At 73.1% G+C, this 22,561-nt stretch carries 22 protein-coding genes; 2 read left to right on the top strand and 20 right to left on the bottom strand.

Annotation, left to right across the window (positions count from 1 at the left end):
- Positions 1-23 precede the first annotated feature (23 nt).
- The 9 genes from KVS67_RS05595 to KVS67_RS05555 all read right to left on the bottom strand — a co-directional run bounded on the left by KVS67_RS05595 (position 24) and on the right by KVS67_RS05555 (position 9,386).
- The gene (locus KVS67_RS05595; RefSeq protein ID WP_217565071.1) at positions 24-722 is read right to left on the bottom strand and encodes a DNA-3-methyladenine glycosylase; all 699 of its coding nucleotides are present in this window, start codon (positions 720-722) and stop codon (positions 24-26) included.
- Positions 719-1,750 (bottom strand): pantoate--beta-alanine ligase, encoded by a 1,032-nt coding sequence (panC, locus tag KVS67_RS05590; RefSeq protein WP_217565069.1) that lies wholly within the window; start codon positions 1,748-1,750, stop codon positions 719-721. Before panC ends, KVS67_RS05595 begins: the two co-directional genes overlap by 4 nt.
- 154 nt (positions 1,751-1,904) lie before the next feature.
- Entirely contained in the window at positions 1,905-2,603 is a 699-nt protein-coding gene (locus KVS67_RS05585) for a DUF3618 domain-containing protein (RefSeq protein ID WP_069941095.1), read from the bottom strand.
- Positions 2,600-3,067 (bottom strand): phage holin family protein, encoded by a 468-nt coding sequence (locus KVS67_RS05580; RefSeq protein WP_217565061.1) that lies wholly within the window; start codon positions 3,065-3,067, stop codon positions 2,600-2,602. Before KVS67_RS05580 ends, KVS67_RS05585 begins: the two co-directional genes overlap by 4 nt.
- Positions 3,064-3,879: a hypothetical protein gene (locus tag KVS67_RS05575; protein ID WP_217565059.1), complete on the bottom strand. Its 816-nt coding sequence runs from the start codon at positions 3,877-3,879 to the stop codon at positions 3,064-3,066. The genes KVS67_RS05580 and KVS67_RS05575 overlap by 4 nt, the downstream gene beginning before the upstream one ends.
- Before the next feature lie 157 nt (positions 3,880-4,036).
- Positions 4,037-5,263: a glycerophosphodiester phosphodiesterase gene (locus KVS67_RS05570; protein WP_217565052.1), complete on the bottom strand. Its 1,227-nt coding sequence runs from the start codon at positions 5,261-5,263 to the stop codon at positions 4,037-4,039.
- Between the two features lie 174 nt (positions 5,264-5,437).
- On the bottom strand, positions 5,438-6,907 hold the full coding sequence (locus tag KVS67_RS05565; protein WP_101965649.1) for a GntP family permease: 1,470 nt from the start codon (positions 6,905-6,907) through the stop codon (positions 5,438-5,440).
- Between the two features lie 39 nt (positions 6,908-6,946).
- Positions 6,947-8,440, bottom strand: coding sequence for a CoA-acylating methylmalonate-semialdehyde dehydrogenase (locus KVS67_RS05560; RefSeq protein ID WP_230277961.1), 1,494 nt, complete (start codon positions 8,438-8,440; stop codon positions 6,947-6,949).
- A gap of 40 nt (positions 8,441-8,480) precedes the next feature.
- A complete protein-coding gene (locus KVS67_RS05555) occupies positions 8,481-9,386 on the bottom strand; it encodes an NAD(P)-dependent oxidoreductase (RefSeq protein ID WP_101965651.1) in 906 nt (301 codons plus the stop codon).
- Positions 9,387-9,512: 126 nt separating this feature from the next.
- On the opposite strand from KVS67_RS05555, the gene KVS67_RS05550 reads away from it, so the two are divergent.
- The gene (locus KVS67_RS05550; protein WP_254629237.1) at positions 9,513-10,388 is read left to right on the top strand and encodes a LysR family transcriptional regulator; all 876 of its coding nucleotides are present in this window, start codon (positions 9,513-9,515) and stop codon (positions 10,386-10,388) included.
- Positions 10,389-10,423: 35 nt separating this feature from the next.
- Here the strand turns inward: KVS67_RS05550 and KVS67_RS05545 are convergent, their stop codons facing one another.
- Together KVS67_RS05545 and KVS67_RS05540 are read right to left on the bottom strand one after the other, a co-directional pair.
- Complete coding sequence (locus KVS67_RS05545; RefSeq protein WP_217565050.1) at positions 10,424-12,568, bottom strand: alpha/beta fold hydrolase; 2,145 nt, start codon at positions 12,566-12,568, stop codon at positions 10,424-10,426.
- A 95-nt stretch (positions 12,569-12,663) separates the two neighbouring features.
- On the bottom strand, positions 12,664-13,113 hold the full coding sequence (locus tag KVS67_RS05540) for a DUF3806 domain-containing protein (protein ID WP_020625300.1): 450 nt from the start codon (positions 13,111-13,113) through the stop codon (positions 12,664-12,666).
- A gap of 261 nt (positions 13,114-13,374) precedes the next feature.
- Between KVS67_RS05540 and KVS67_RS05535 the strand changes: the two genes are divergently transcribed.
- A complete protein-coding gene (locus KVS67_RS05535) occupies positions 13,375-13,851 on the top strand; it encodes a low molecular weight protein-tyrosine-phosphatase (protein ID WP_020625299.1) in 477 nt (158 codons plus the stop codon).
- 157 nt (positions 13,852-14,008) lie between these two features.
- On the opposite strand, the gene KVS67_RS05530 is transcribed toward KVS67_RS05535, so the two are convergent.
- Genes KVS67_RS05530 through ftsH form a run of 9 tightly spaced genes read right to left on the bottom strand, consistent with a single transcriptional unit; the run spans position 14,009 to position 22,348 of the window.
- Entirely contained in the window at positions 14,009-14,959 is a 951-nt protein-coding gene (locus tag KVS67_RS05530; RefSeq protein ID WP_020625298.1) for a Rossmann-like and DUF2520 domain-containing protein, read from the bottom strand.
- Positions 14,956-16,647 carry a PH domain-containing protein gene (locus tag KVS67_RS05525; protein WP_020625297.1) on the bottom strand — a complete coding sequence of 564 codons (1,692 nt, stop codon included), beginning with the start codon at positions 16,645-16,647 and terminating at the stop codon, positions 14,956-14,958. Before KVS67_RS05525 ends, KVS67_RS05530 begins: the two co-directional genes overlap by 4 nt.
- Positions 16,644-17,156: a PH domain-containing protein gene (locus KVS67_RS05520; protein ID WP_020625296.1), complete on the bottom strand. Its 513-nt coding sequence runs from the start codon at positions 17,154-17,156 to the stop codon at positions 16,644-16,646. The genes KVS67_RS05525 and KVS67_RS05520 overlap by 4 nt, the downstream gene beginning before the upstream one ends.
- Positions 17,137-17,664: a DUF3180 domain-containing protein gene (locus KVS67_RS05515; RefSeq protein WP_060974197.1), complete on the bottom strand. Its 528-nt coding sequence runs from the start codon at positions 17,662-17,664 to the stop codon at positions 17,137-17,139. The genes KVS67_RS05520 and KVS67_RS05515 overlap by 20 nt, the downstream gene beginning before the upstream one ends.
- Entirely contained in the window at positions 17,661-18,305 is a 645-nt protein-coding gene (folK, locus tag KVS67_RS05510; RefSeq protein WP_166437730.1) for a 2-amino-4-hydroxy-6-hydroxymethyldihydropteridine diphosphokinase, read from the bottom strand. Before folK ends, KVS67_RS05515 begins: the two co-directional genes overlap by 4 nt.
- Complete coding sequence (gene folB / locus KVS67_RS05505) at positions 18,302-18,682, bottom strand: dihydroneopterin aldolase (RefSeq protein ID WP_002858274.1); 381 nt, start codon at positions 18,680-18,682, stop codon at positions 18,302-18,304. The genes folK and folB overlap by 4 nt, the downstream gene beginning before the upstream one ends.
- A complete protein-coding gene (gene folP / locus KVS67_RS05500; RefSeq protein WP_002858273.1) occupies positions 18,679-19,593 on the bottom strand; it encodes a dihydropteroate synthase in 915 nt (304 codons plus the stop codon). Before folP ends, folB begins: the two co-directional genes overlap by 4 nt.
- A gap of 26 nt (positions 19,594-19,619) precedes the next feature.
- Positions 19,620-20,240, bottom strand: coding sequence for a GTP cyclohydrolase I FolE (gene folE, locus KVS67_RS05495; RefSeq protein ID WP_002858272.1), 621 nt, complete (start codon positions 20,238-20,240; stop codon positions 19,620-19,622).
- A 17-nt stretch (positions 20,241-20,257) separates the two neighbouring features.
- Positions 20,258-22,348, bottom strand: a complete 2,091-nt coding sequence (gene ftsH, locus KVS67_RS05490; RefSeq protein ID WP_166437731.1) for an ATP-dependent zinc metalloprotease FtsH — start codon at positions 22,346-22,348, stop codon at positions 20,258-20,260.
- Positions 22,349-22,561 lie beyond the last annotated feature (213 nt).

The raw sequence follows: 22,561 nt of genomic DNA, 5'->3' as shown, positions 1-22,561 counted from the left end.
GGGCGGTCGACAAGGTCTGGGGCTCAGTCCGGCACGTTGCGCCCACGCCGGAACGCGGACACGCTGCGGTGGCCGGCCACGCTGAACCGCCACGGGAAGCGCACGGAGCCGCCCTCCCCCGAGACGCCGACGCGCGGGCCCGTCACGACCTCGATCGGCGGCTCGGCCGGATCGCGGGGCGCGGGCGGGGCCAGGAGGAAGCGGGCGGGCGCGGCCGGCGCGGCGAGGCGGGCCGGGGTGCCGCCGTCGTCGGCCACCTCCGGCAACGCGGCGACGATCTCCACGGGCGCGTGGCCCATCTCCAGGGTGATGCCGAGGCCCTGGCCGAGGTTCCCCGGGCCGGAGAGCAGCTTGAGGCCGGTGTCCCGGCCACGGCGGGCCACCGCGAGGTCCCCTCCCGCGAGCACCTCGGCCGCACGCAGCAGCACACCGCCGGCCTCCCCCTCGGGGTGGCCCACCAGGTTCAGGCAGCGGTGGATGCCATAGTTCAGGTACACATACGTACGCCGCGGCGGCCCGAACAGCGCGGCATTGCGCTCGGTGCGACCGCGGAACGAGTGGGCGCCGGGGTCCGCGCCCGCGTTCCCGTACGCCTCGGTCTCGGTCAGCCGCACGGTGACGGCGCCGTCCGGGGCGACGACGGTCAGCCGGCACCCCAGCAGCGTCGCGGCGAGCGCGGGCGAGGGGCCGTCGAAGGCGGCGGCGAGACGCTCCGGGGTCACGGCAGCGGCCCCGCGGCGGGCAGCACCATGGTGTCGATCAACCGGACGGGCGGCACGTGCGCGGCCACGAGGGCGAGGGCCTCGCGGCGCAGCGGCTGGCACAGCAGCTCCGGACCGAGCTCGGCGAAGGTGTCCCGGTCCACCACCACGAGGTGGTCCAGCTCGACGCCCGGCTCGTCCTCGACCATCCGGCGAGCGGCCTGGACGTCGACGGGCTCACCGGCCGCCGCGGCGTCGGCCAGGGAGCGCAGGGCGCGGCTGAGGACGAGCGCGTGCTCCAGGCCCGCGGCGTCCAGGCGGGTGTTGCGGCTGGAGAGCGCGAGGCCCTCGGGCGAGCGGACGATGGGTACGGCGCGGACGTCGACGTCGATGTCCAGGTCCGTGGCCAGGCGGCGCAGGACGGTGAGCTGCTGCGCGTCCTTCTGGCCGAAGTAGCTGCGCAGGGCCGGCACCGCCGGGCGCACGATGTTCCACAGCTTCGCCACGACGGTGGCCACGCCGTCGAAGTGGCCCGGGCGGGAGGCGCCCTCGAGGACCTCCCCCATGCGGCCGGCGGAGACGGTGACGATCGGCGCGTCCGGGTAGCCCGGGTACATCTCCTGCACGTCCGGGGCGAACACGACGTCGGCGCCCGCCGCCGCCAGCAGGTCCAGGTCCGCGTCCAGGGTGCGCGGATAGTGCTCCAGGTCGGCCGGATCGCCGAACTGGAGCGGGTTCACGAAGATGCTGACCGCGACGACGTCGTTCTCGGCGCGGGCCCGCCGCACCAGGGCCGCGTGGCCGCCGTGGAGGGCGCCCATCGTGGGGATCAGGCCGACGGTGACGGGCTCGGCGTCGCCGTCGTCCGTGGCGTGGGCGACGAGCTCACGGAGAGCGGAGCGCATCTCGGCGACGGTCCGGGCCAGACGCGGGCGCGCGGAGACGCCGTCGGCCTCGGCCGTCACGGGAGCGGGGAGGGCGTCCTCGAGGGTCAGGCCGGTGCCGGCGGGGACGGGGCGCTGGTCGGGGACGCGGTCGAGAGGGGTCACCCTCCGAGTCTAGGCACGGGGCCTCGGGGAGGACTTCCGCCTCACCACGCGCATCTGGTCCAAGGCCTGAGCCGCGGGCCGGATTCGGCCCCGCCACGCGCGACGCCGGCCGGTCCCGTCAACGGGACCGGCCGGCGTCGTGCTCGAGTCGGGCTCAGGCGTCCTTCGCGGTGTCCTTCACCTGGCGGGCGGCGTCCTGGGACTCCGCCTTGAGGCCCTGCGCCGTGTCCGTGCCCTGCTCCTTGAGGTGGGAAGCGGCCTCGGCGGCCGACTCCTTCACGCTCCCGGCGGCCTCGCGGGCGGCGGGCTCGAGGTCCTCGCGCAGCTGCTGGGCGGCCTGCTTGGCCTCGTCCACCAGCGGGGCGGCCTGGTCCTTGAGGCCCTCCGCGGCGCGCTGCTCCGCGCGTGAGGCGGGGATCAGCGAGCTGAGCAGCAGGCCGGCACCGAAGGCGATCAGCCCGGCGGCCAACGGGTTGCCCGCGGTGCGGCCGCGCAGCTGAGCCGGGGCCTGGTGCAGGGCGTGCTGGGCGTCGTCGGCCCACTCGGACACCCGGTCGCCGGCGTCGCCCAGGCGGTCCTGGGCCTGGCCGGCCGCGTCGTACGCGGAGGCCCGGGCGTCGTCGATCACCCCGTGGGCGCGATCGCCCAGCGAGGGCTCGTGGCGGTGCTGCTCCGGGGAGCCCATGATGTTCTCCTTCGCGTGGATGAAGCCGTCCTTGATGCGGTTGGTCTGCCGGGACACGGCCTTCGTGGGGCTCACCTTCTCGGCGAGGGCGTCCACGTCCTGGCCGAGCTCGCGGCGCGTACGCTCGATGTCGGCGCGGATCTCATCGGGGTTGTTGCTCGTGGTCATCGCGTCTCCTTCGCGGGGTTCAGGGTCTCGGGGATCTCCTGAAGCGTCTCCTGGGTCTGCGGCAGACCCTTGATCTTCTCGATGTCCTTCTTGCCCTGCACGGCCAGCACGGCCGCCACGACGCCCCACAGCACGGCCACGATCAGCGCGGCCCAGCCGATCGGCAGGAACACGTCGAGCAGGTGCATCAGGGCGAGGGACAGGAACATCAGCAGGAAGAAGCCGCCGACGGCGGCGCCGGCCAGCAGCCCCGCCCCCTTGCCGGCCTTCTTCGCGGACTCGGTGGCCTCGGCCTTGGCCAGGGCGATCTCCTGGCTGACCAGCGTCGACAGCTTGGCCAACAGGCTCTGGAACATCTCGCCGAGGCTCTCGTGCTCGGCGCGGAACTCCGCCTGCGTGGGCGGCGGGGTGTGCGCGCCGGAGTGCGGCGTCGCGTCGCGGAACGGTTCGTGGGCGGTGCTCATGCGTCACCCCCGGGCCGGGTCTGGTCGAACGGCCGCTCGGCGGTCAGGCCCTGCTGGACCGGCGCCTGCGTGCCGTACGGGGTGTCCCCGACGCCGGCCGCGCGGCGGGGCCCGGCGCCGTCCGTGACGCGGCCATCGGCCTGGGAGAGCGAATCGCTCGAGTAGGCCGGGGCCTGCGAGTCCAGGTGGTGCGGGGTCACGTCGGCGTGCACCGCGTCCGGACGGGTCTCGCGACGGCGCGGCGCGGTGGAGGCGGCGGAGCCGGGCTGGGCGGCGTCGCGGATGCCGCGCGTCAGTCGACCGGCCACCAGCCCGGCGCCCAGGGCGAGGGCCAGGAACGTGCCCGGGCGGCGAGCGGCGAAGCCGCGCACGTCCTGCAGCAGGTCCTGCGGGGAAGCGGTCTCCAGGCGCTGGGTCAGGGCCTCGGCACGGTCCGCCACCGAGGCGACGCCCTGGCGCACCAGGTCGGTCTGCGGCTGCTCACCGGAGACCACGCGGTGCAGGTCGTCGGTGTAGCTGCGCACCTGGCCCGCGAGCCGCTCCTGCTGGGTCTGCACCTGCGCGCCGACCTGCTCCTGGGCGGAGCCGACCAGCGACTGCACCTGGTCAGCGGCCTCGTCCTTCACCTGGCCGGCCTCGTGCTTGGCGGTGGCCGCGAGGTCCTGGGCCTTGTCCTTGGCGTCGTGGGCCACGGCCTTCGCCTGGCCCTGGGCCTCGCCCGCGGCCTGCTGGGCCTTGTCCTTCGCCTGGTCCTTGGCGTCACGGCCCTCGGCTGAGGAGCCGTGGGCGTTCTTCGGCGTGTTCGTCGTCATGCTGTGCCTTCCTTCGTCCGGGTCGGCGGCCCTCATGGCCGGCCCTTCTGGCCGTCCACGTCACCGGGCCCACCGGTCTTGAGCGCCAAGGTAAGCACCGCCGGGACCGTGCCGGAAGACCTCGGGTCCGCCGGGATCGTCTCCGGTCAGGACGGGGTCAGCGCGCCTTCAGGCCCCGCTGGGCGGTCTTGCCGACGCCCCGGCCCGGGTGCTCCTTCTTGCCCTGCATCCAGGTGTCCACGGCCTGCACGCCGAGGTCGGGGTGGTCGGTGAAGAAGCCGTCGATGCCGGCGTCGAGGAACGGCTGGATCATGCCGACCATGTCGCCCCGCGCGTTCGGGTCCGTGGAGGAGCGGAACTCCGTGTAGAGGAACTGGTTCTCGGCGCGGAAGGTGTACGGCACCACCTCAAGGCCCGCGCGGTGGGCGAGGGAGACGAACGCGGTCTCCTCGCCCATCGAGCCGTCCTTCTCCTTGGTGATGATCTGCGCGAAGGCCGGGCCGAGCGTGTCGACGCCGGCCGCGCGGACCTCGCGCATGCCCGCGGCGGTCTCGTAGAAGTCGTAGTCGCGGAGTTCGTCGCCGGCGGCCACGGAGTCATAGGGTGCGCCGGTGACGCTGGAGAGGAACACCGTCTCGGCCTTGAGGCCGAGGTTCTCGTTGAGATCGCGCAGGTTGGCGAGCTCGAAGGACTGCACGGTGGCGGGGGCGTTGCGCTTGTTCAGGCCGTGCTCGTCGAGCAGCTCGACGACGCGCTCCTCCATGGACAGGCCGATGGAGTCGAAGTAGGTGGGGTGCTTGATCTCGGGGATGACGCCGATCTCGCGGCCGTACCGGGCAGAGAGGCGCTCCCGCAGCTCGAGCACCTCCTCGAAGGTGGGCACCTGGTACCGGCCGTCGTAGGACGCGGACTCGGGGCGGACCTGCGGCAGGCGCTCCTTGGCGCGCAGGGTCTTGAGCTCGGCGAGGGTGAAGTCCTCGGTGAACCAGCCGGTGAGGGCCACGCCGTCGACGACCTTGGTGGTCTTGCGGTCCGCGAACTCGGGTCGCTGGGCGACGTCCGTGGTGCCGTCGATCAGGTTCTCGTGGCGGACCACGAGCACGCCGTCCTTGGTGGAGACCAGGTCCGGCTCGATCACGTCCGCACCCTGGGCGGCGGCCAGCTCGTAGGCGGCCAGGGTGTGCTCGGGGCGGTAGCCGGAGGCGCCACGGTGGCCCACGACCTCGGGGCGCGCCACGGGCTTGCCCGTGACGGACTGCGCGGCGGCCGGGGCCGTCGGTGCGGCGGGGGCGGCGACGGCCGGGGCGGCCAGCGGGGCGCTGACGGCGACGGCGGCGGCGAGGGCCACGAGGCCTCGGGCGGCGTGACGACGGACGGAGGTCATGGGACGGTCCTTTCCGGGAGGGGGATGACCGCTCCAGTGGGCCAGATCCGGGTGTCGGCCGGGTGGCCCCCCTCCGGCCACAGACGGCCCGTCCGGTGAACAGCCGGTGACGGTTCCAGGCGCGGCACGGTCACGCAGCGCCGCGCCCGGCCGCGAGGACAGATCGGATCGGCGTCAGCCGACGGCGAGTGCCCCAAGGACGATCACAGCGACGGCCAGTACAGGGATCACGAGTGTGATCATCGCCACGTCCTTGTACGACTCGCGGTGCGTCATGCCACACACGAGGAGCAGAGTGATCACGGCCCCGTTGTGGGGCATCGAGTCGAGACCTCCGGATGCCATCGCGGTGACTCGGTGGAGCAACTCGAGGCTGTAGCCCTGCTCGACCGCCAGAGACCGGAGGTCCTCGCCGATGGCGTTCAACGCGATCGTCATGCCGCCCGAGGCCGAGCCCGTGATGCCGGCGATGACCGAAGTGGAGATCGCCGTCGCCGCCAGGGCGTTCATGCCGGGCGCCAGGATGCCGTTCTTGACGATGGCGAAGGCCGGCAGAGAGGCGATCACCGCTCCGTAGCCCACCTCCGACGCGGTGCTGAAGATGGGCACCAGTGACCGCTGGGCACCCACGATGAAGTTCTCCCAGATCACACGCAGATGGCGGAGGTTGAGCAGGACGATGATCGCCACGGCGGCCAGCAGTGCCGAGAGGACGGCCCAGACCGCAGACCGGCCGGCCAGAGTGGCCCCACCGTACTTCTCCTCCTGGAGATACCCCCAGTCCATGGCCGGGAAGACAACCGTCGTCGCCAGCAGGTTGACCACGAAGACCGCCAGGATCGGCAGGAAGGGCAGCAGCGCGTTCCGTGGCTCGGGAAGGAGCACCTCCCCGGCCTCGGACTCCTTCACCAGAGTGCCGACGGCGGCGTCACCGGTCGGGCCGGCGGCCTTCCCCGCGTTCGCCTCGCCCACGCCCGCTGCCCGCTCCAGGTCGGTCAGGTGGCCGAACCGTTCCCCTGCCGCGACGAGCCGTCCGACCCGGAAGTGCAGCCAAAGCAGGCCGAGGCCGAGCATCAGGACGCTTCCCACCACGCCGACGATCGGCGCGGCAAACGTGCCTGTGCCGAAGAACTGCCCCGGGATGATGTTCTGGATCTGAGGCGTCCCCGGGACGGCCGTCATCGTGAAGGTCAGGATGCCCAGCGCGATCGTGGCGGGGATCATCCGCCGCGGCAGGTCAGCCATCCGGAAGAGTTCCTTCGCGAGGGGGAACATCACGAACACGGCCACGAACACACTCACGCCGCCATACGTCAGGATGGCGGCGGTGAACACCGTCGCCAGGATGGCCCGCTGAGGGCGCAGCCACCGGGTGATGACCTGGGCGACGGCGCGGGCGTACCCGGTGATCGACATCAGCCGTCCGAAGATCGCTCCGGTCACGAAGATCGGGAAGTAGCTGGTGATGAACTTGCCCAGCGCGGGCATGAAGATGTCCGTGTATGTCGCCAGGAACGGCGCCCCCGAGAAGACCATCGCCACGGCGGCGCACACCGGGGCCGCGATGACCACCGAGGTCCCCCGGTAGGCCATGGTGATGAGGAGGAGCAAGGAGAGGATGATGCCCAGGAATCCGATGATCATGGAGTGTTCATCTCACGAGGTTGTCAGTGAGCCGACGGCTCAGTGGGAGGGGAACCCGAGGTCGACTTGGGACTCGCTGGCCTCGGGCCAACGAGAGGAGACGACCTTTCGCCGGGTGTAGAAGTTGAACCCCTCGGGGCCGTACATGTGCGTGTCCCCGAACAGCGAGTCCTTCCAGCCTCCGAAACTGAACGAGCCCACCGGGACGGGGATCGGGATGTTCACCCCGACCATGCCGACTTCGATGTCGTACTCGAACGAGCGCACGGTCTTCCCATCGCGGGTGAACACCGACGTGCCGTTCGCGAACCGGTTCTCGTTGATCAGGTCGACCGCGTCCTCATACGTGTCCACGCGCACGATCGCCAGCACGGGGCCGAAGATCTCGTCGTCGTAGACCTTCATGCCCGGCCGGACATGGTCGACGATGCTGGGCCCAATGAAGAAGCCCTCGGTCGGCACGTCGTGGGTCCTCCCGTCCAGCACGAGCGTTCCACCCTCCTGCGCGGCGCCGTCCACATAGGACGTGACCCGCTCCAGCGCGTCGCGGGTGATGAGCGGGCCCATCTCGGCTTCGGGCTGGTCGCCCGGACGGACGACGAGTGCCCGGGCCAGTTCCGTGACCCGGTCGACGAACTGGTCGGCGATGTCGCCCACCACCACCGCCACCGAGATCGCCATGCAGCGCTCGCCGGCAGAACCGAAGGCGGCCGAGACAGCCGCGGCGGCCGCGCTCTCGAGGTCGGCGTCCGGCATGACGACCATGTGGTTCTTGGCCCCGCCCAAAGCCTGAACGCGCTTCCCCTCGTTCGCGGCCGTCGTGTAGATGTGATGGGCCACCGGCGTCGAACCCACAAAGGAGACAGCCTTGACCTGCGGGTGGCTGAGGAGCGCGTCCACCGCCTCCTTGTCGCCGTGGACGACATTCAGGATGCCCTCGGGCAGGCCCGCCTCCAGAAAGACCTCAGCCAGCCAGTTGGCGGCTGAAGGGTCGCGCTCGCTCGGCTTGAGGACGACGGCGTTGCCGGCAGCGATCGCCGTGGTGAACATCCAGAGCGGCACCATGGCAGGGAAGTTGAAGGGCGTGATGCACGCAACCACCCCCACCGGCTGCCGGATCTGCTTGACGTCGACACCGTCGGCCACCTGCTCGGCGAACTCCCCCTTCATGTGGTGCAGGAGCCCGGCGCAGAACTCGACGTTCTCCATCCCCCGCGCGATCTCGCCGAGTGCGTCGGAGTGGACCTTGCCGTGTTCTCTCGTGATGATCCGAGCCAGCTCGTCCTTCCGCGCGTCGATGATTTCCCGGGCCCGAAACATGATCTTCGAACGCTTCACCAACCCGACGCGCCGCCACTCCCGCTGTGCGCGCACCGCGTCCCGCACGGCTTCGTCGACCCGAGACGCCGGCGCCTGGACGAGCTCAGCGATCTGCTGGCCCGTCGCCGGGTTGTAAACGGGGGTGGTGCGGTCGCCGCCCCGAGCCTTCCCCCCGATGAAGTGTTCGATGACGGTGGTCTTTCCTGCGGACATGGTGGTCATGCTCAGCTCCTGCGTGTATGCGTGGAATCGTTCAGATCTCGGCCTGGCTCTTGCCAGGCGTCACGTACTTCACGACGAGGGTGCAGTCCTTGTCACCCAGGCCTTCGTCACGCAGCCGGTGCAGTTGCTCTTGGGCGAGAGACGCCGCCTCGAGGTGAAGGCCAGCGGCCTTTCCCGCATCCACCGCCAAGGTGACGTCCTTGATGGCCAGGTCCGCTCGGAAGCTGGCCTCGAAGTTGTTGTTGGCGGCGGCACTCGGAACGACCCCCGCGACGGGATACCACGTCTGCTGCGACCAGGACATGCCGGATGAGGCCGTCGTGATCTCCCAAAAGGTCTTCGGGTCCAGTCCCAGGTGTTTCGCGAGCTGGGACCCTTCGGACGCCGCCATCTGCGTGATGAACAGCATCATGTTGTTGGCGATTTTGGCGGCGATGCCCGCCGTCGGCCCGCCCGCGGCGAACGCCTTGCCCGACATCGGCTTCACGTGCTCCAGGGCTTCGGCGACATCGGCCTCGCTTCCGCCGATCATGAACGCGAGGGTCGCGGCAGCGGCCCCGGACGTGCCCCCGCTCACCGGGGCATCGACGAAGCGCACGCCGTGCTTGGGCGCTTCCTCGTGACACCAGCGGGACGTCTCGATGTCCACGGTGGACGAGTCCATGATGAGCGTCCCCGGACGTGCGTTGCTGAACACCCCGCCGTCCTGGGAGAGCACGTCGCGCACGTGCTGGCCCTTCGGAAGCATCGTCACCACCACGTCGGCGTCGGCAACCGCCTCCGCAATGGAGCCGACGACGTCCACGCCCACCTTCCGCGCGTCCTCCCGCGCCGCGTCACTCAGGTCGTAGCCCCTGACTGGATGGCCGGACGCGACCAGGTTGCCAGCCATGGGTGCACCCATGTTCCCGAGTCCGATCCAAGCGAAACGAGTCATCTCAATCCAGCCTCCTGCGTTGCTGTCCTGTGGTGCAGCTCACACTAAGGGGGGTGCGTGCGGGTATCAATGCATCTTCGAGAGGGGAAATTGCACGGATGATGTGCATTCGTGCATCATCAGCCGATGGAGCGCTGGAAAGCCGTCACCCAGATGGAAGGGCTGGTCACCCTCCTCCTCGTCGTCCGAGAGGGTCGCCTCGATGCAGCCGCGGAGGAACTGCAGGTGAATCGGACGACGGTCACACGCCGCTTGAAGGCGCTCGAGGCGGCCCTGGGCGGCCGGGTCGTCGTCCGGGGTCCTGCAGGGATGGAGGTGACGCCACTGGGCGAAGAAGCGCTCGCTGCCGCGCGCGCGCTCGAAGCCGCCGTGGAGCCTCTGACGGGTCGGCACCGAGGCGACCTCCACGGGGTCATCCGTCTCGGAGTTCCCGAGGCGTTCGCCGTGGCATTCGCGGCGCCGAGCATCGCCGAGCTCCAAACCGCTCATCCCCGCCTGCAGGTCCAGATCCGGACGAACCCGGCGCGGGGCCGCATGTCACACACGGACCTGGACATGGTGGTCACCGTCGGCCACCCCGGGCAGTCCCGTGCCCTGACCCGCTTCCTCCGCGACTACGAACTCCGGCTCTACGCGTCCGAGGACTACGTCCGACGGCACGGTGCTCCACAGGACCTGGCCGACCTGGGCGACCACCCGCTCGTCTACTACGTGGAGACGGAACTGAGCACCGAATCCCTGGACGCCGCGCGCGAATCGCTTCGACACATGCGGACCGGTGCCAGCTCGACCAGTGTCATGGCCCAAGTGGCGGCGACCCGGGCCGGGGCCGGCATCGGGCTGCTGCCCGACTTCTGCGCAGGCGATGACCCCGACCTGGTCCCCATCCTGCCGAACGTCTTCCGCCACCGGATGGAGTACTGGCTCATGGTCACGGTCGAGGCATGGCGCAATCCGACGGTCCGCGCTGTGCACGAGCGCCTAGCCCTGCACCAGGCCTGACGTGCTCCAGCGCCGCGGCGGCCACACCCGGCGGCTCAGCCCGCCGTCGACGACGGCCGCGTCAGTCCCAGCGTCTCCGGGGCCGTCGGGGCGCCGTCGCCGAGGACGTGCTCGCCCAGGAAGCCGAGGACGACCTCGTACCAGACCTTCGCGTGCTGCGGGGCGAGGATCCAGTGGTTCTCGTGCGGGAAGTAGAGGAACCGGTGGTCGGTGGTGCCGTCCGCGGCGGCCGGCCGCCCGGACTTCGCCAGCAGGTCCGACCACAGGCGCAGCCCCTCGCCGATCGGCACGCGGTAGTCCTTGTCGCCGTGGATGACGAGCATCGGAGAGACGATCTCCCCCACGAACCGGTGCGGAGAGTTCTCCTGCTGCATCTGCTCGTCCATCTCGCGGGCCCAGTAGAACGCGGCGTCCGTCGTCGGGCCGAAGCCGTCCAGCGCCCACAGCGAGGCGTGCGTGACCACGCACCGGAACCGATCGGTGTGCCCGGCCACCCAGTTCGCCATGTAGCCGCCGAACGAGCCGCCCATGGCGGCGGTGCGGTCGCCGTCGACGTCCTCACGCGCCACGACGGCGTCCGTGAGCGCCATCAGGTCCGTGTAGGGCGCCTGACCCCAGCGGCCCCAGCCGCGTTCGATGAAGTCCTGGCCGTAGCCCGTGGACAGCGCCGGGTCCGGCAGCAGCACCGCGTAGCCGCGCGCCGCCATGATCCACGGGGTCCAGCGCCAGCTCCACGCGTTCCACGAGCCCAGCGGACCGCCGTGGATCCACAGCAGCAGCGGGTGGCCGCCGGCCGGCGGCTCCCCCTCGGGGAGCACGAGCCAGCCGCGCACGCGCGTGCCGTCCTCGGCGACGGTCTCCACGTCCTCGAGGGTGCCCGGGATCGCGGGGCGCTCCACGGGGTTCGGCAGGCGCCTGGCCTCGCCCGTGGCCAGGTCGATCCGCGCCACCTCCGGCGGGAACAGGTAGGAGGAGCGGACGCCGTAGGCCGTGGCCCCGTCCGGGGAGAGCACGACGTCGGTCCACGCCTCGTCCTCCCGGGTCACCTGCGCGACGGCGCCGGTGGCCACCTCGATGCGGAACACCGGGCGGCGACCCTCGGAGTCCGCGAGCGCGATCACCGCGGAGTCGTCCGGCAGCCACGCGACGACGTCGGCCCACCGGTCCCAGCCGTGGGCCAGGGGCGTGGTCTGGCCCGTGGCCGTGTCCATCACATACAGGCGCGGGTGCACGGCGGAGTGCGGCGTGGAGTCGAGGGTGCGGACGACGACGGCGCGCGTGCCGTCGTGGCTGACGGGACCGACGGAGACGTCCTCGCCGGGGACGTCGTGCAGGACGCGGTGCTCGCCCGTGGCCAGGTCCACGCGCACCACCGTGCCCTCGCGCACGTTGCCGCGGGCCTCGGCGGTGGCGGCCGTGGTGAGCAGGAACGAGCCGTCCGGGGCCACCTGCGCGCCGATCCCGAACGCGTGGGAGCGCGGGAATCCGGAGACGTGGCGCAGGTGGTGCGCGACGTCGTCGGCCTCGGGAGCCAGGCCGGAGGCGGCGGGGCCGGGCTCGGCGGCGTCGGCGTCCGTGGCGGGCTCGCCCTGCGGGTCCGGGCCGGGCTCGAGGACGAAGAGCTCGGGGCGGGCGGGGCCGAGGTCGTGGTCCCAGAAGCGGATGGGGTAGCCGGTGTGCAGGATGGCGTCCACACCGGCGTCCTTGCGGGTCTGCGCGAGGGCCGCGTGCTCGGCCTCGGTGGTGGCGCCGAGCAGCCGGTCCGCCGTGACGACGACGCGGTCCGCCGCGGAGGCGCACGTGACCGCGGCGACGCCGCCCGGGCGGGAGAGCACCACGCGCGCCTCGCCGCCCCGGGCCGGCAGGGCCCACAGGGCGCTGCGCTTCTCGGCCTCGGCGTCGGCGGGGTCGGGACGGGCGGAGGTGAAGAAGAGGGTGCCGTCCGCGGCGAACTGCGCGCCGGCCTCGCCCTCGCGGGAGCGGGTCAGGCGGTGGGCGGGGCGCTCGCCCGCGGGGTCGACCTCCCAGAGGGCGGTGGCGTAGCCGGTGCCCTTCGCGTCCCGGGTGGCGACGGTGGTCACCAGGCGGGCGCCGTCCGGGCTGAGGGTGAGACCGGCGACGCGCGGCAGGGCGGTGAAGGCGTCGAGGTCGTGGAAGGGGGTGTCCGGGGTGGAGGTCATGCGTTCGTTTCTATCGGCCCGCACGTGATCCGGGCAACACGGAGGACGGCGGGGTGGCGGCCTTGACGGCGGGCCGCCCCGGTGCCCGCCGCGCCTCAGGCGCCGGGCCGCGTGCCGGCGTCGGCCCGGATCTGCTGGAGCTGCTCGCCGAGCCAGTCGACGTACTCGCCCATCCACTCCCCCGTGGCCTGATGGTTCCAGCTCTGGCCGACCACCGGCTGCGGGAAGACGACGGCGTCCGAGAGGGTATCCCGCAGCGCGAGGGCGGGCCCCTCCTCGTCCGCGACCGTCACCCACTGCATGCCGTGGCGCGCGCCCAGGTGCTCGCCGAGCAGCACCGCGACGACGTCCAGCAGCACCGCCAGCTCCTCGGGGTCCAGCTCCTCGGCTTCGGCCTGCGAGCGGGCCAGCACGGCGTCGTAGTAGGCGGCGACCGCGTCCAGGTCCAGGTGGTCCACGCCCTCCTGCGCGGCGAAGTCGCGGCGGACGCGTACCCACTCCCGCTCGGGCTCGGTCAGGGGGCTCATCTCGGGCTGGTCGGTCATGGCCTCCATCCTGCCAGGCGCGTCCGGTGCCGCCGTCGCCGGAACGGGCGGCGCCGGCCGCGCTTTCGTTCGAGAAACGGCGGCGTGTCGCAGCGCTTTCGTTCGAGAAACGGCGAGGAGCCGGGGGACGGACCGCCGGAGGCCTCTGATCCCCCAGCGGGAGCACTCGTGGACGCAACCGACGTCGCGCCGCCAGCGACGAGGCGAGCGTGCGGACCGTCGTCGTCCGCCGCCCCCGCCCGGACTTGAGACACTGGCCCCATGCGCATCATGACCGTCTGCCTGGGGAACATCTGCCGCTCGCCCGCCGCCGAGGCCGTGCTGAACCGCAAGCTCGCGGAGGCCGGTCTCGACGACGTCGAGGTCACCTCCGCCGGCACGTCCGACGAGCACGTGGGCGCCCGGCCGCATCACCTCACCCGCGAGGTCGGCGGGGAACTGGGCTACGAGTTCCCGACGGTGGGGGTGCAGCTGTCCGCCGACCTCGTGGACGACGCCGACCTGATCCTGGTGATGGACGAGGCCAACCTCGCCGACGCGCGGCGGCTCGCGACCACGGACGAGCAGCGGGACCGGATCCACCTGATGGGCGAGTTCGCGTCGGATGCGGACCGCGCCGGGGTGCGCGAGGTCCCCGATCCGTACGGGTATCCGCGGCCGCAGTTCGAGGAGATGTACCGGCAGATCGAGGACGCGGCAGACGGCGTCGTCGCCGCGATCCGCGACGGGCGCCTCTGACGGCCGGGGCGCGGTCCCGGGGTCTCGTCCCAGCGACGCGAACGCCGCCGGACCCGCCGTTTCCCGAACGAAAACGGCTCGGGGCCCGCCGTTTCCCGAACGAAAACGGCCCGGGACCCGCCGTTTCCCGAACGAAAGCGGGGGCGGCGGGGGTCGATCAGTCGTCGTGGGGGTCGTCGGAGTCGTCGAGGACCTCGCGCAGCCGCGCCGCCGTGTCCGCGCGCAGGGCGCCGCGGGTCTCGGCGCGGTCGGTCGTCGCGCGGGCGAGGGTCTCCCACACGGCCCGCACGTCCGCCGACAGTCCCCCGGCCTCGAGCTCGCCGAGGGTCTCACGGTGGGTCCGCAGCGTGTCGACGTCGCCGCGGGCCACGGGGCCGGTGAGGGCGCCGTCGCCGTCGGTGAGCGCGTTCTCCAGCGCGGCGGTCATGAGCGAGCGCAGCACCCGCTCCGGGTCGGCCACCCCGATCGTCTCGAGGATCTGACGGGCCTGCGCCGTCAGCGTCACCAGGTGGTTCGACCCGTGGGACAGCGCCAGGTGGTAGGCCGCCCGGTCGGCCTCCTTCACGACCACGGGCTCGCCGCCCATCTCCACCACGAGCGCCTGGGCCACGGGCAGCACCACGGGGTCCGCGGTCACGCCGAACACGCAGTCCTGCAGCCGGGCGACGTCGAGGCTCAGCCCCGTGAACGTCATGGCCGGGTGGATCGCCAGGGGGATCGCCCCGTGCGCGCGCACCGGCTCCATCACCCCCACCCCGTAGCGGCCGGAGGTGTGCACGAGCAGGTGGCCGGTCTGCACGTGGCCCGCGGCGGCCAGGCCGGCCACGAGCTCGCCCAGCGCGTCGTCCGGGACGGCGAAGACGACCATCTCGGAGCGGCGCAGGATCTCGGGGATCTCCAGGACGGGCACGCCCGGCAGGAGCATCTCCGCGCGGTCCCGCGAGGCCTCGGAGACGGCGTGCACGCCCGTGATCGTGTGGCCCGCAGCCCGCAGCGCCGAGCCCAGCACGGCCCCCACTCGACCCGCGCTCACCACGCCGACGCCCAGCCGCCCGGGCCGCTGCGCCGGGTCATGCGGGTCCAGGCTCAGGTCGAGTCCGCCGGTCATCGCTCCTCCTCGCCGCGCACGGCGGGGACGTGCGCCCCGCTCTCCTCCCCGACGACGGCGCCGCCGACGACGCCGGCCCGGGCCAGTTCGCGGCGGCCCACCTCGGTGGCCGCGACCTCGCGCGTGCGCTGCTCGAAGCGGGCCAGCTCCTCGGGGCGCATCCACTGGTCGCGGTCGGCGAGGCGACGCGAGACGGCCGCGTGCCGGGCCTCCCGGGCGTACAGGTCCACGGCCACGTCCTCGTCGAGGTCGCGGACCACGGCGTTCGCCCCCGCGACCCACACGCGCACCGTGGCCAGGCCCAGGCGTCGCTGCACCGGGCCCTGCGCCAGCTCGGCCGCCTGCATGCGCTCGTGCTGGAGGGTCTGCAGCCGGCGGTTCAACCAGCCGCTGCGCACCACCAGCAGGGACCGCGTCGTCGTGAAGCCGGTCCGCCGCCAGGCGAACCAGTTGAACCACCACCTGCCGCGCCGCGGCACGTGCTGGAAGCCGCCCTCCGTGCCGGTGCCGTGCACGCCGAGGTGCATGAGCCCGGCGGGGGTCAGCCCCTGCGCGGCGCGCGGATCGCCGTCCAGGCCCGGGTCCGGGGCCACGACCGTGAGGACGCGGAGCACGTCCTCCCACGGGCCGACGGGCAGCGCGACGTCCCGGGCGCCGTCGGACTCCTGCAGGTACCCGGCCACCGCCATGTTCACCCGATACCAGCCGAAGGGCCGCCAGAACAGGGGCTGGGAGACGGTCACCCCCTGCACCCGCCCCGGCGGGACGGTCTGGTGGGTGGTCTCGGTGAGCCCGTGCCGCAGTCGCAGCCCGTCGGTGGAGCGGCGCACCTGGAAACCCCAGCCGGCGTTCAACCGGGACCACGCGACGCCGGCCACGGAGAACAGGGCGGGCAGGGACGCGGCCGCGCCGATCCCGGTCAGGGTCTCCCCCTCGTCCAGCACCGCCTCGGGCAGCAGCGCGACCACGAGGGCGAGACCGCCCAGCCAGATCAGGGACCCGGCCAGCACCCCCAGCACGCCTCCGGAGAGCAGGACGGAGCCGAGGAGCCGCCCCGCGGGCACCTGCAGCAGGAGTTCGCCGGCGTCCGCGTCCACGGCGTCGGGATCGGCGTCGGCGAGGCCGGGCTCGGCCGCGCGCTCCGGGGCGGACGCGTCCGCCCCGGCTCCCCCGAGCACCCCCGACGCGCGGTCCAGGATCTCCCGGCGCACCGCTTCGGCCTCGGCGCGGCGCAGGAAGGACAGCTCGAGCGCGGACTCGCCGCCGTCGGCCGCCTCGACCTTCACCGTGGCCAGCCCGAGCAGCCGGGCCACGAGGGGGTGCTGCAGGTCCACCGCCTGTATGCGGTCGTAGCGCATCTGCCGCCGGCTGCGGAAGAGCCAGCCCTGGCGCAGCTCGATCCGATCCTCCCCACAGCGGAACCGGGTGAACCACCAGGAGAAGAAGAACACGAGGCTGATCAGCAGGGTGACCCCCAGCAGGATGCCGCCGGCCACGAGCAGGCTGCCGTCGCCGCCGCCCGGGGCGTCCTCCCCGCTGAGCCGGCCCGCCGCGAAGTCCTCCACCGCGTTGCGGCCCGCGAAGAACAGGATCAGCAGCAGGAAGGTCCAGCCCCGCACCCAGGGCGAGGCGGGGTGGACGCGGACCCAGCCGGCGTCGTCGGCGGGGGGCGGGGCGGCCGCGCTCACAGGCCCGCCAGCCGCGCCTGGCCGCGCGCCATGAGGACTTCGCGCAGCTCCTCGGCCCTCTCGCGGGGCACGCCCTCCAGGGTGACGTCCCCGCCCGCGGCGGCGGTCTTCAGGGTGAGGGTCTGCAGCCCGACCCGGCGCAGCAGCGGACCGTCCGAGACGTCCACGTACTGCAGGCGGCCGTACGGCACCGCGTGCACGCTGCGGAACAGGATGCCCTCGCGCCACAGGACGTCGTCCTCGCGCTCGGCCCAGCCCATCGCGCGCACGCGCCGCGGGATCAGGATCAGGTCCACGATCCAGGACACGACGACGACGGCCGGCAGCCCCCACGCGACCCACGCGGCCATCCCCGCCCACGGGCCGGTGAGCTTGAGGATCAGCGGCACGGAGAACGCGGCGAGCCAGATCAGGTGGCCGATGGTCGTGGCGATGAGCTTCACCGTCGCCAGCCGCGGCGAGGCCGGCGTGAAGGCCACGCCGCTCAGGTCAATGCCGGGCACGGGCATACCCTCCTTCCGTCTCGGGACGGGCCGGTCGGCCCGGGGACCCATCCTGCCCACGACCGCCCTCGGGCGCATCCTCCTCAGGCGGGATCCGGCACCACCGTTCGACGATCAGCCCCACCACCAGCAGGACGAGACCGCCGACGGCCTGCAGGGCGGCCTCCCGCACGGTCGGTGCCTCCACGCCGGCCCGCAGCAGCACCTGCACCGCCACCCCGGCGTGCCACCCGCCGAGGGCCGCTCCCGCGAAGCCGGAGGCCTGGCCGAGCACGAGGGTGCGGGCCGCGGCGAGCGGGTCCATCCGCGCGGCGGCGGGCTTCTCCCGGTCGCGGCGCACCCGCCAGCCCAGCGCGAGGCACAGCACGGAGACCGCGGCCACGGTGATCAGGCCGCCGCGGCCCACCACGGGCGCCGGCCAGCCCAGGGACGGCGCGGCGAGCCCGGCCAGCCAGCCGAGCACGGCGGCCATCAGCACCACGAGCAGGGTCCACCCGGAGCGCAGCGCGATCACGTGGCCTCCCTCCCGAGGGCGTCCGGGCGTGCCGGGCGGAGCGGGGCGACGTCGTCGGTGCCGGCCAGCAGCCGGTGCCGCTCGGGCTCCTGACGGCGCACCCCGGGGGCGTCCGCGGCGACGGCGGCGAGGTCGGCGACGGGCGTGCCGGCGAGCGTGGCGTCCGCGTCGAGCCACAGCCACGGCAGCAGCACGAAGGCCCGCTCGGCCGCGCGGGGGTGCGGCAGGGTGAGGTCCGGGTGGTCGCTGCGCACGTCTCCGTAGGCGATCACGTCCACGTCCAGGGTGCGCGCGCCCCAGCGGACCTCACGCCGCCGATGGTGGTCCTGCTCGAGCCGGTGCGCCACCGCGAGCAGCTCCCACGGCGCGAGGTCCGTGCGCAGCGTGACCACCTGGTTGAGGTAGTCGGGCTGGCCCGGCGGCCCGCCCACGGGTGTGGTGACGGCCCGGGGCGAGGCCCGGACGTCCGTGATGTGCGGCAGCGCGGACAGGGCGGCGACGGCGGCGTCGAGCGTCTGCGCGGGCTCGCGCAGGTTGGCGCCGAGGGCCAGCACGGCCGGGACGGGCGCGTCCGGACGGGCGCCCAGCTCCGGGACGGGCGCGGGGCCCTCGGCCGGGTGTGACCAGTCGACGGTGCTCACGCGAGGTCCTCCCGGGTGCGGTGCACGGTGACGGCGGCGTCCGCGAAGTCGTGCGGGATGGGCGCCTGCGGCTTGTGCACGGTGACCTCGACGGCGGCCACCACGGGCTGCTCGGCGAGGACGGCGCGGGCGATCCGGTCGGCGAGGGTCTCGATCAGGTCCACCGGCTCCCCGGTGACCAGGCGGACCACCGTGTCCGCGACCTCGGCGTAGTTGGCGGTGCGGGCGAGGTCGTCGCCGGCCGCGGCGGGGCCGGCGTCGAGGTGGAGGACGACGTCGGTGACGAACGGCTGCCCGTCCCGGCGCTCGTGGTCGAAGACCCCGTGGTGCCCGACGGCGGACAGCCCGGTCAGGCGGATGCGGTCCCGGGCACTCACGGCAGCACGTCCTCGGAGACGGGCTCACCCGGGGCGTGCGCCCCGACCCAGGCCGCGGCCGTGCGGACGGCGTCGGCGCTGGCGCGCACGTCGTGCACGCGCACGCCCCACGCGCCCTGGGCGGCGGCGAGGGCGGAGATCGCCGCGGTGGCGGCGTCGCGCGCGGCGGGCGGGGCCGGGGTGCCGTCGTCGTCCGCCAGCAGGGTGCCCAGGAACCGCTTGCGCGAAGCGGCGACGAGCACCGGGTGGCCCATGGCGCGGAGCCACTCGAGGCCGCGCAGCAGCTCCCAGTTCTGCTCGCCGGCCTTCGCGAAGCCCAGGCCCGGGTCGACGATCAGCTGCGCGGGTTCGACGCCCGCGGCGAGGAAGCGGCCGGCCACGTCCCGCAGCTCGCACACGACGTCCGGGACGGTGTCCTCGTAGACGGCCAGCCCGTCCATGGTCTGCGGGTTCCCGCGGTTGTGCATGAGGATGTACGGCGCGCCCGACGCGGCGATCAGCGCCGGCATCTCCGGCTCGTGGGCGAGGCCGGAGACGTCGTTGACGATCACCGGCCCCAGCGCCAGGGCGGCCCGGGCGGTGGCGGTGTGGCGCGTGTCCACGGAGAGGATGACGTCCTCGGCCAGCAGCGCCTCGATCACGGGCAGGATGCGTTCCTGCTCCTCGGCCGGCGGCACGGCGCGGGCCCCGGGGCGGGTAGACTCGCCGCCCACGTCCACGATGTCCGCGCCGTCCGCGACCATGCGTCGGGCGTGCTCGACGGCCGCGCGGACGGTGGCGTGCTCCCCGCCGTCCGAGAACGAGTCAGGGGTGACATTGAGGATGCCCATGACCAGGGTCCGGTCCGCGGGCAGCCGCCCCAGCAGGGCGCGGTTCGCCTCCCGCGCCGCCGCGTCGATGCTCTCGTCCACGTGTCCTCCTCCGCCGTCGGTGGTCCTCAGCCGTGCATGATGAGGCTCATCGCCTCCGAGCGCGTGGACGGATCCCGCAGCTGGCCGCGCACCGCCGAGGTGACGGTCTTCGCGCCCGGCTTGCGCACGCCGCGCATGGACATGCACATGTGCTCGGCCTCGACCACCACGATCGCCCCGCGCGGGGCCAGGTGCTCCATGAGCGCCTCCACCACCTGCGTGGTCAGCCGCTCCTGGACCTGCGGACGCCGCGCGTACAGCTCCACGAGGCGGGCCAGCTTGGACAGCCCCGTCACGCGGCCCTCGGCGGAGGGGATGTAGCCGATGTGCGCGGCGCCGTGGAACGGCACCAGGTGGTGCTCGCACGTCGAGTAGAACGGGATGTCCTTCACGAGCACGAGCTCCTCGTGCGCGATGTCGAACGTGGTACCGAGCACCTGGTCCGGGCTCTGGTGCAGGCCCGCGAAGAACTCCGCGTACGCCTTGGCCACCCGCGCCGGGGTGTCCGTCAGGCCCTCGCGGTCCGGGTCCTCACCGATCGCCAGCAGGATCTCCCGCACCGCCGCCTCGATGCGCGGCCGGTCGACCGCGGTCGAGTCCGGGTCGAACGTGCCGGGGACGGCGTCGTCGGGGGTGTGGGCTGTCATGCGGGCCTCCTGCGCGGTCAAAAGGTCGGTCCCTCGCCGGGGCCCGGCGTGTTGCTCGGACCGCCGTGCGGCGGCAGGCCGGGGCCGGCCGCGTCCCCGCCCAGCGACGACGGCGGGGCACCCTCCGGACGCACCGGCACCGTGGTGCCCTCGACGCCGACGGGGGTCTGATCCCCGCCGTCGTGGCGCGAGCGGCGCTCGGAGGGGGAGAGGACCGGCGGGATGTCCTGCGGGAGCCGGTCGTCCGAGGCCAGCCACACGCCGCGCTCGGGCCGCTTGCGGACGTCCGCGAAGATGGCGGCGATGGCCTCCTGGGTCAGCGTCTCCTTCTCGAGCAGCTCGTAGGCCAGCCGGTCCAGGACGTCCCGGTTCTCCGTGAGCACCCAGTGGGCCTCGGCGTGGGCCTGGTCCAGCAGGGTGCGGACCTCGGCGTCCACCAGGTACGCCAGCTCCTCGGAGTACTCGCGGGAGGAGCCGCCGGCGGCGCCGCCCACGAAGGGCTCGGAGCTGCCGCCGCCGAGCTTGACGGCGCCCACCTTGGCGGACATGCCGTACTCGGTGACCATCTTGCGGGCCGTGTCCGTGGCCTTCTGGATGTCGTTCGCGGCGCCCGTGGACGGGTCCTTGAACACGATCTCCTCCGCCACGCGCCCGCCCATCGCGTACGCGAGCTGGTCCAGGAGCTCGTTGCGGGTGACGGAGTACTTGTCGTCCTCCGGGACCACCATCGTGTAGCCCAGGGCGCGGCCGCGGGGCAGGATCGTGATCTTGGTGACCGGGGCGGAGTTGCGCAGCCCGGCCGCGACGAGCGCGTGGCCGCCCTCGTGGTAGGCGGTGACCTTGCGCTCGTGCTCGTTCATCAGGCGGGTGCGCTTCTGCGGGCCGGCCATCACGCGGTCCACGGCCTCGTCCAGGGCGTGGTTGTCGATCACATTGTTGTTCGAGCGCGCCGTGAGCAGCGCGGCCTCGTTGATCACGTTGGCCAGGTCCGCACCCGTGTAGCCGGGGGTGCGCTTGGCCAGGGAGCGCAGGTCCACGTCCAGGGCGATCGGCTTGCCCTGCGCGTGCACCTCGAGGATCTTGGCGCGGCCCTCGAGGTCCGGGGCGTCCACGGGGATCTGGCGGTCGAAGCGGCCCGGGCGCAGCAGCGCCGGGTCCAGGACGTCCGGGCGGTTGGTCGCGGCGATCATGATGACGTTCGTGGAGGCGTCGAAGCCGTCCATCTCCACGAGCATCTGGTTCAGGGTCTGCTCGCGCTCGTCGTTGCCGCCGCCGATGCCTGCGCCGCGGTGCCGGCCGACGGCGTCGATCTCGTCCACGAAGATGATGGCGGGGGCGTTGGACTTGGCCTGCTCGAAGAGGTCGCGCACGCGCGAGGCGCCGACGCCCACGAACATCTCCACGAAGTCCGAGCCGGAGATCGAGTAGAACGGCACGCCGGCCTCACCGGCCACGGCCTTGGCCAGGAGGGTCTTGCCCGTGCCGGGCGGGCCGTAGAGCAGCACGCCCTTGGGGATCTTGGCGCCCACGGCGCGGAAGCGGTCCGGCACGGTGAGGAACTCCTTGATCTCCTGGAGCTCCTCCACGGCCTCGTCCGCGCCCGCGACGTCCTTGAACAGCACGTCCGGGTTGTCCTTGTTGATCAGCTTGGCGCGGGACTTGCCGAACTGCATGACCTTGCCGCCGCCGCCCTGCATGCGGGACATCAGGAACCAGAACAGCAGGGCGATGAGCAGGAACGGGACCATGAAGCCGAGCAGCGAGAGGAACCAGTTGCTCCGCACCGGCTCGTCCGTGTAGCCGTCCAGGGCCGAGTCGTCCACCGCGGTGACCACGTCCGTGGCGCGCGCGCTGGCGAAGTAGAAGTAGACCTCCTTGCCGAGGTCCCGATCGTCCTGCTTGTAGGGCTCACGCAGGGTGAGGTCCACGCGCTGGTCCCCGTCCACCACGCGGGCCTGCGCGGCCTTGTCGTCCTTCAGCAGGGCCATGCCCACGTTGGTGTCCACCATGGTGCGGCCGCTCTGTGACGTGGTCAGCGGGATCGCGACGGCGAGGACCAGCAGGCCCAGCAGGATCCAGACGTAGGGCTTGTTGAACAGCTTCTTCACGGTCCGAGTGTCTCCTGGTCTGCCGCGGGGGCCGGGCTCCCCGGGGCGGCCGCCGTGCAGCCGGGGCCGGCGCAGGGCCGACGTCGCGCCCGGGTCAAGCCTCCACGGTACCGGCCCCGCCCGGGTGTCCGCTGACTGTTCGCGTCAGGTGGACAGGGCGCGGGCGGTCAGCCGGCGCCGACGTCGGCCAGCACCGTCCTGGCACCCACCGGG

The sequence above is a fragment of the Micrococcus sp. GbtcB5 genome, assembly GCF_019091605.1.
Classification (GTDB): domain Bacteria; phylum Actinomycetota; class Actinomycetes; order Actinomycetales; family Micrococcaceae; genus Micrococcus; species Micrococcus luteus.
Note: the sequence above shows the minus strand (reverse complement) of the source record. Positions and strands in the feature narration are given on the sequence as shown.

What these genes read in the sequence shown, in the direction of transcription:
- KVS67_RS05585 (WP_069941095.1), bottom strand. Translation starts at nt 2,603, where the DNA reads ATGACCACGAGCAACAACCCCGATGAGATCCGCGCCGACATCGAGCGT.
- KVS67_RS05580 (WP_217565061.1), bottom strand. Translation starts at nt 3,067, where the DNA reads ATGAGCACCGCCCACGAACCGTTCCGCGACGCGACGCCGCACTCCGGC.
- KVS67_RS05575 (WP_217565059.1), bottom strand. Translation starts at nt 3,879, where the DNA reads ATGACGACGAACACGCCGAAGAACGCCCACGGCTCCTCAGCCGAGGGC.
- KVS67_RS05570 (WP_217565052.1), bottom strand. Translation starts at nt 5,263, where the DNA reads ATGACCTCCGTCCGTCGTCACGCCGCCCGAGGCCTCGTGGCCCTCGCC.
- KVS67_RS05565 (WP_101965649.1), bottom strand. Translation starts at nt 6,907, where the DNA reads ATGATCATCGGATTCCTGGGCATCATCCTCTCCTTGCTCCTCCTCATC.
- KVS67_RS05560 (WP_230277961.1), bottom strand. Translation starts at nt 8,440, where the DNA reads ATGTCCGCAGGAAAGACCACCGTCATCGAACACTTCATCGGGGGGAAG.
- KVS67_RS05555 (WP_101965651.1), bottom strand. Translation starts at nt 9,386, where the DNA reads ATGACTCGTTTCGCTTGGATCGGACTCGGGAACATGGGTGCACCCATG.
- KVS67_RS05550 (WP_254629237.1), top strand. Translation starts at nt 9,513, where the DNA reads ATGGAGCGCTGGAAAGCCGTCACCCAGATGGAAGGGCTGGTCACCCTC.
- KVS67_RS05545 (WP_217565050.1), bottom strand. Translation starts at nt 12,568, where the DNA reads ATGACCTCCACCCCGGACACCCCCTTCCACGACCTCGACGCCTTCACC.
- KVS67_RS05540 (WP_020625300.1), bottom strand. Translation starts at nt 13,113, where the DNA reads ATGACCGACCAGCCCGAGATGAGCCCCCTGACCGAGCCCGAGCGGGAG.
- KVS67_RS05535 (WP_020625299.1), top strand. Translation starts at nt 13,375, where the DNA reads ATGCGCATCATGACCGTCTGCCTGGGGAACATCTGCCGCTCGCCCGCC.
- KVS67_RS05530 (WP_020625298.1), bottom strand. Translation starts at nt 14,959, where the DNA reads ATGACCGGCGGACTCGACCTGAGCCTGGACCCGCATGACCCGGCGCAG.
- KVS67_RS05520 (WP_020625296.1), bottom strand. Translation starts at nt 17,156, where the DNA reads ATGCCCGTGCCCGGCATTGACCTGAGCGGCGTGGCCTTCACGCCGGCC.
- folE (WP_002858272.1), bottom strand. Translation starts at nt 20,240, where the DNA reads ATGACAGCCCACACCCCCGACGACGCCGTCCCCGGCACGTTCGACCCG.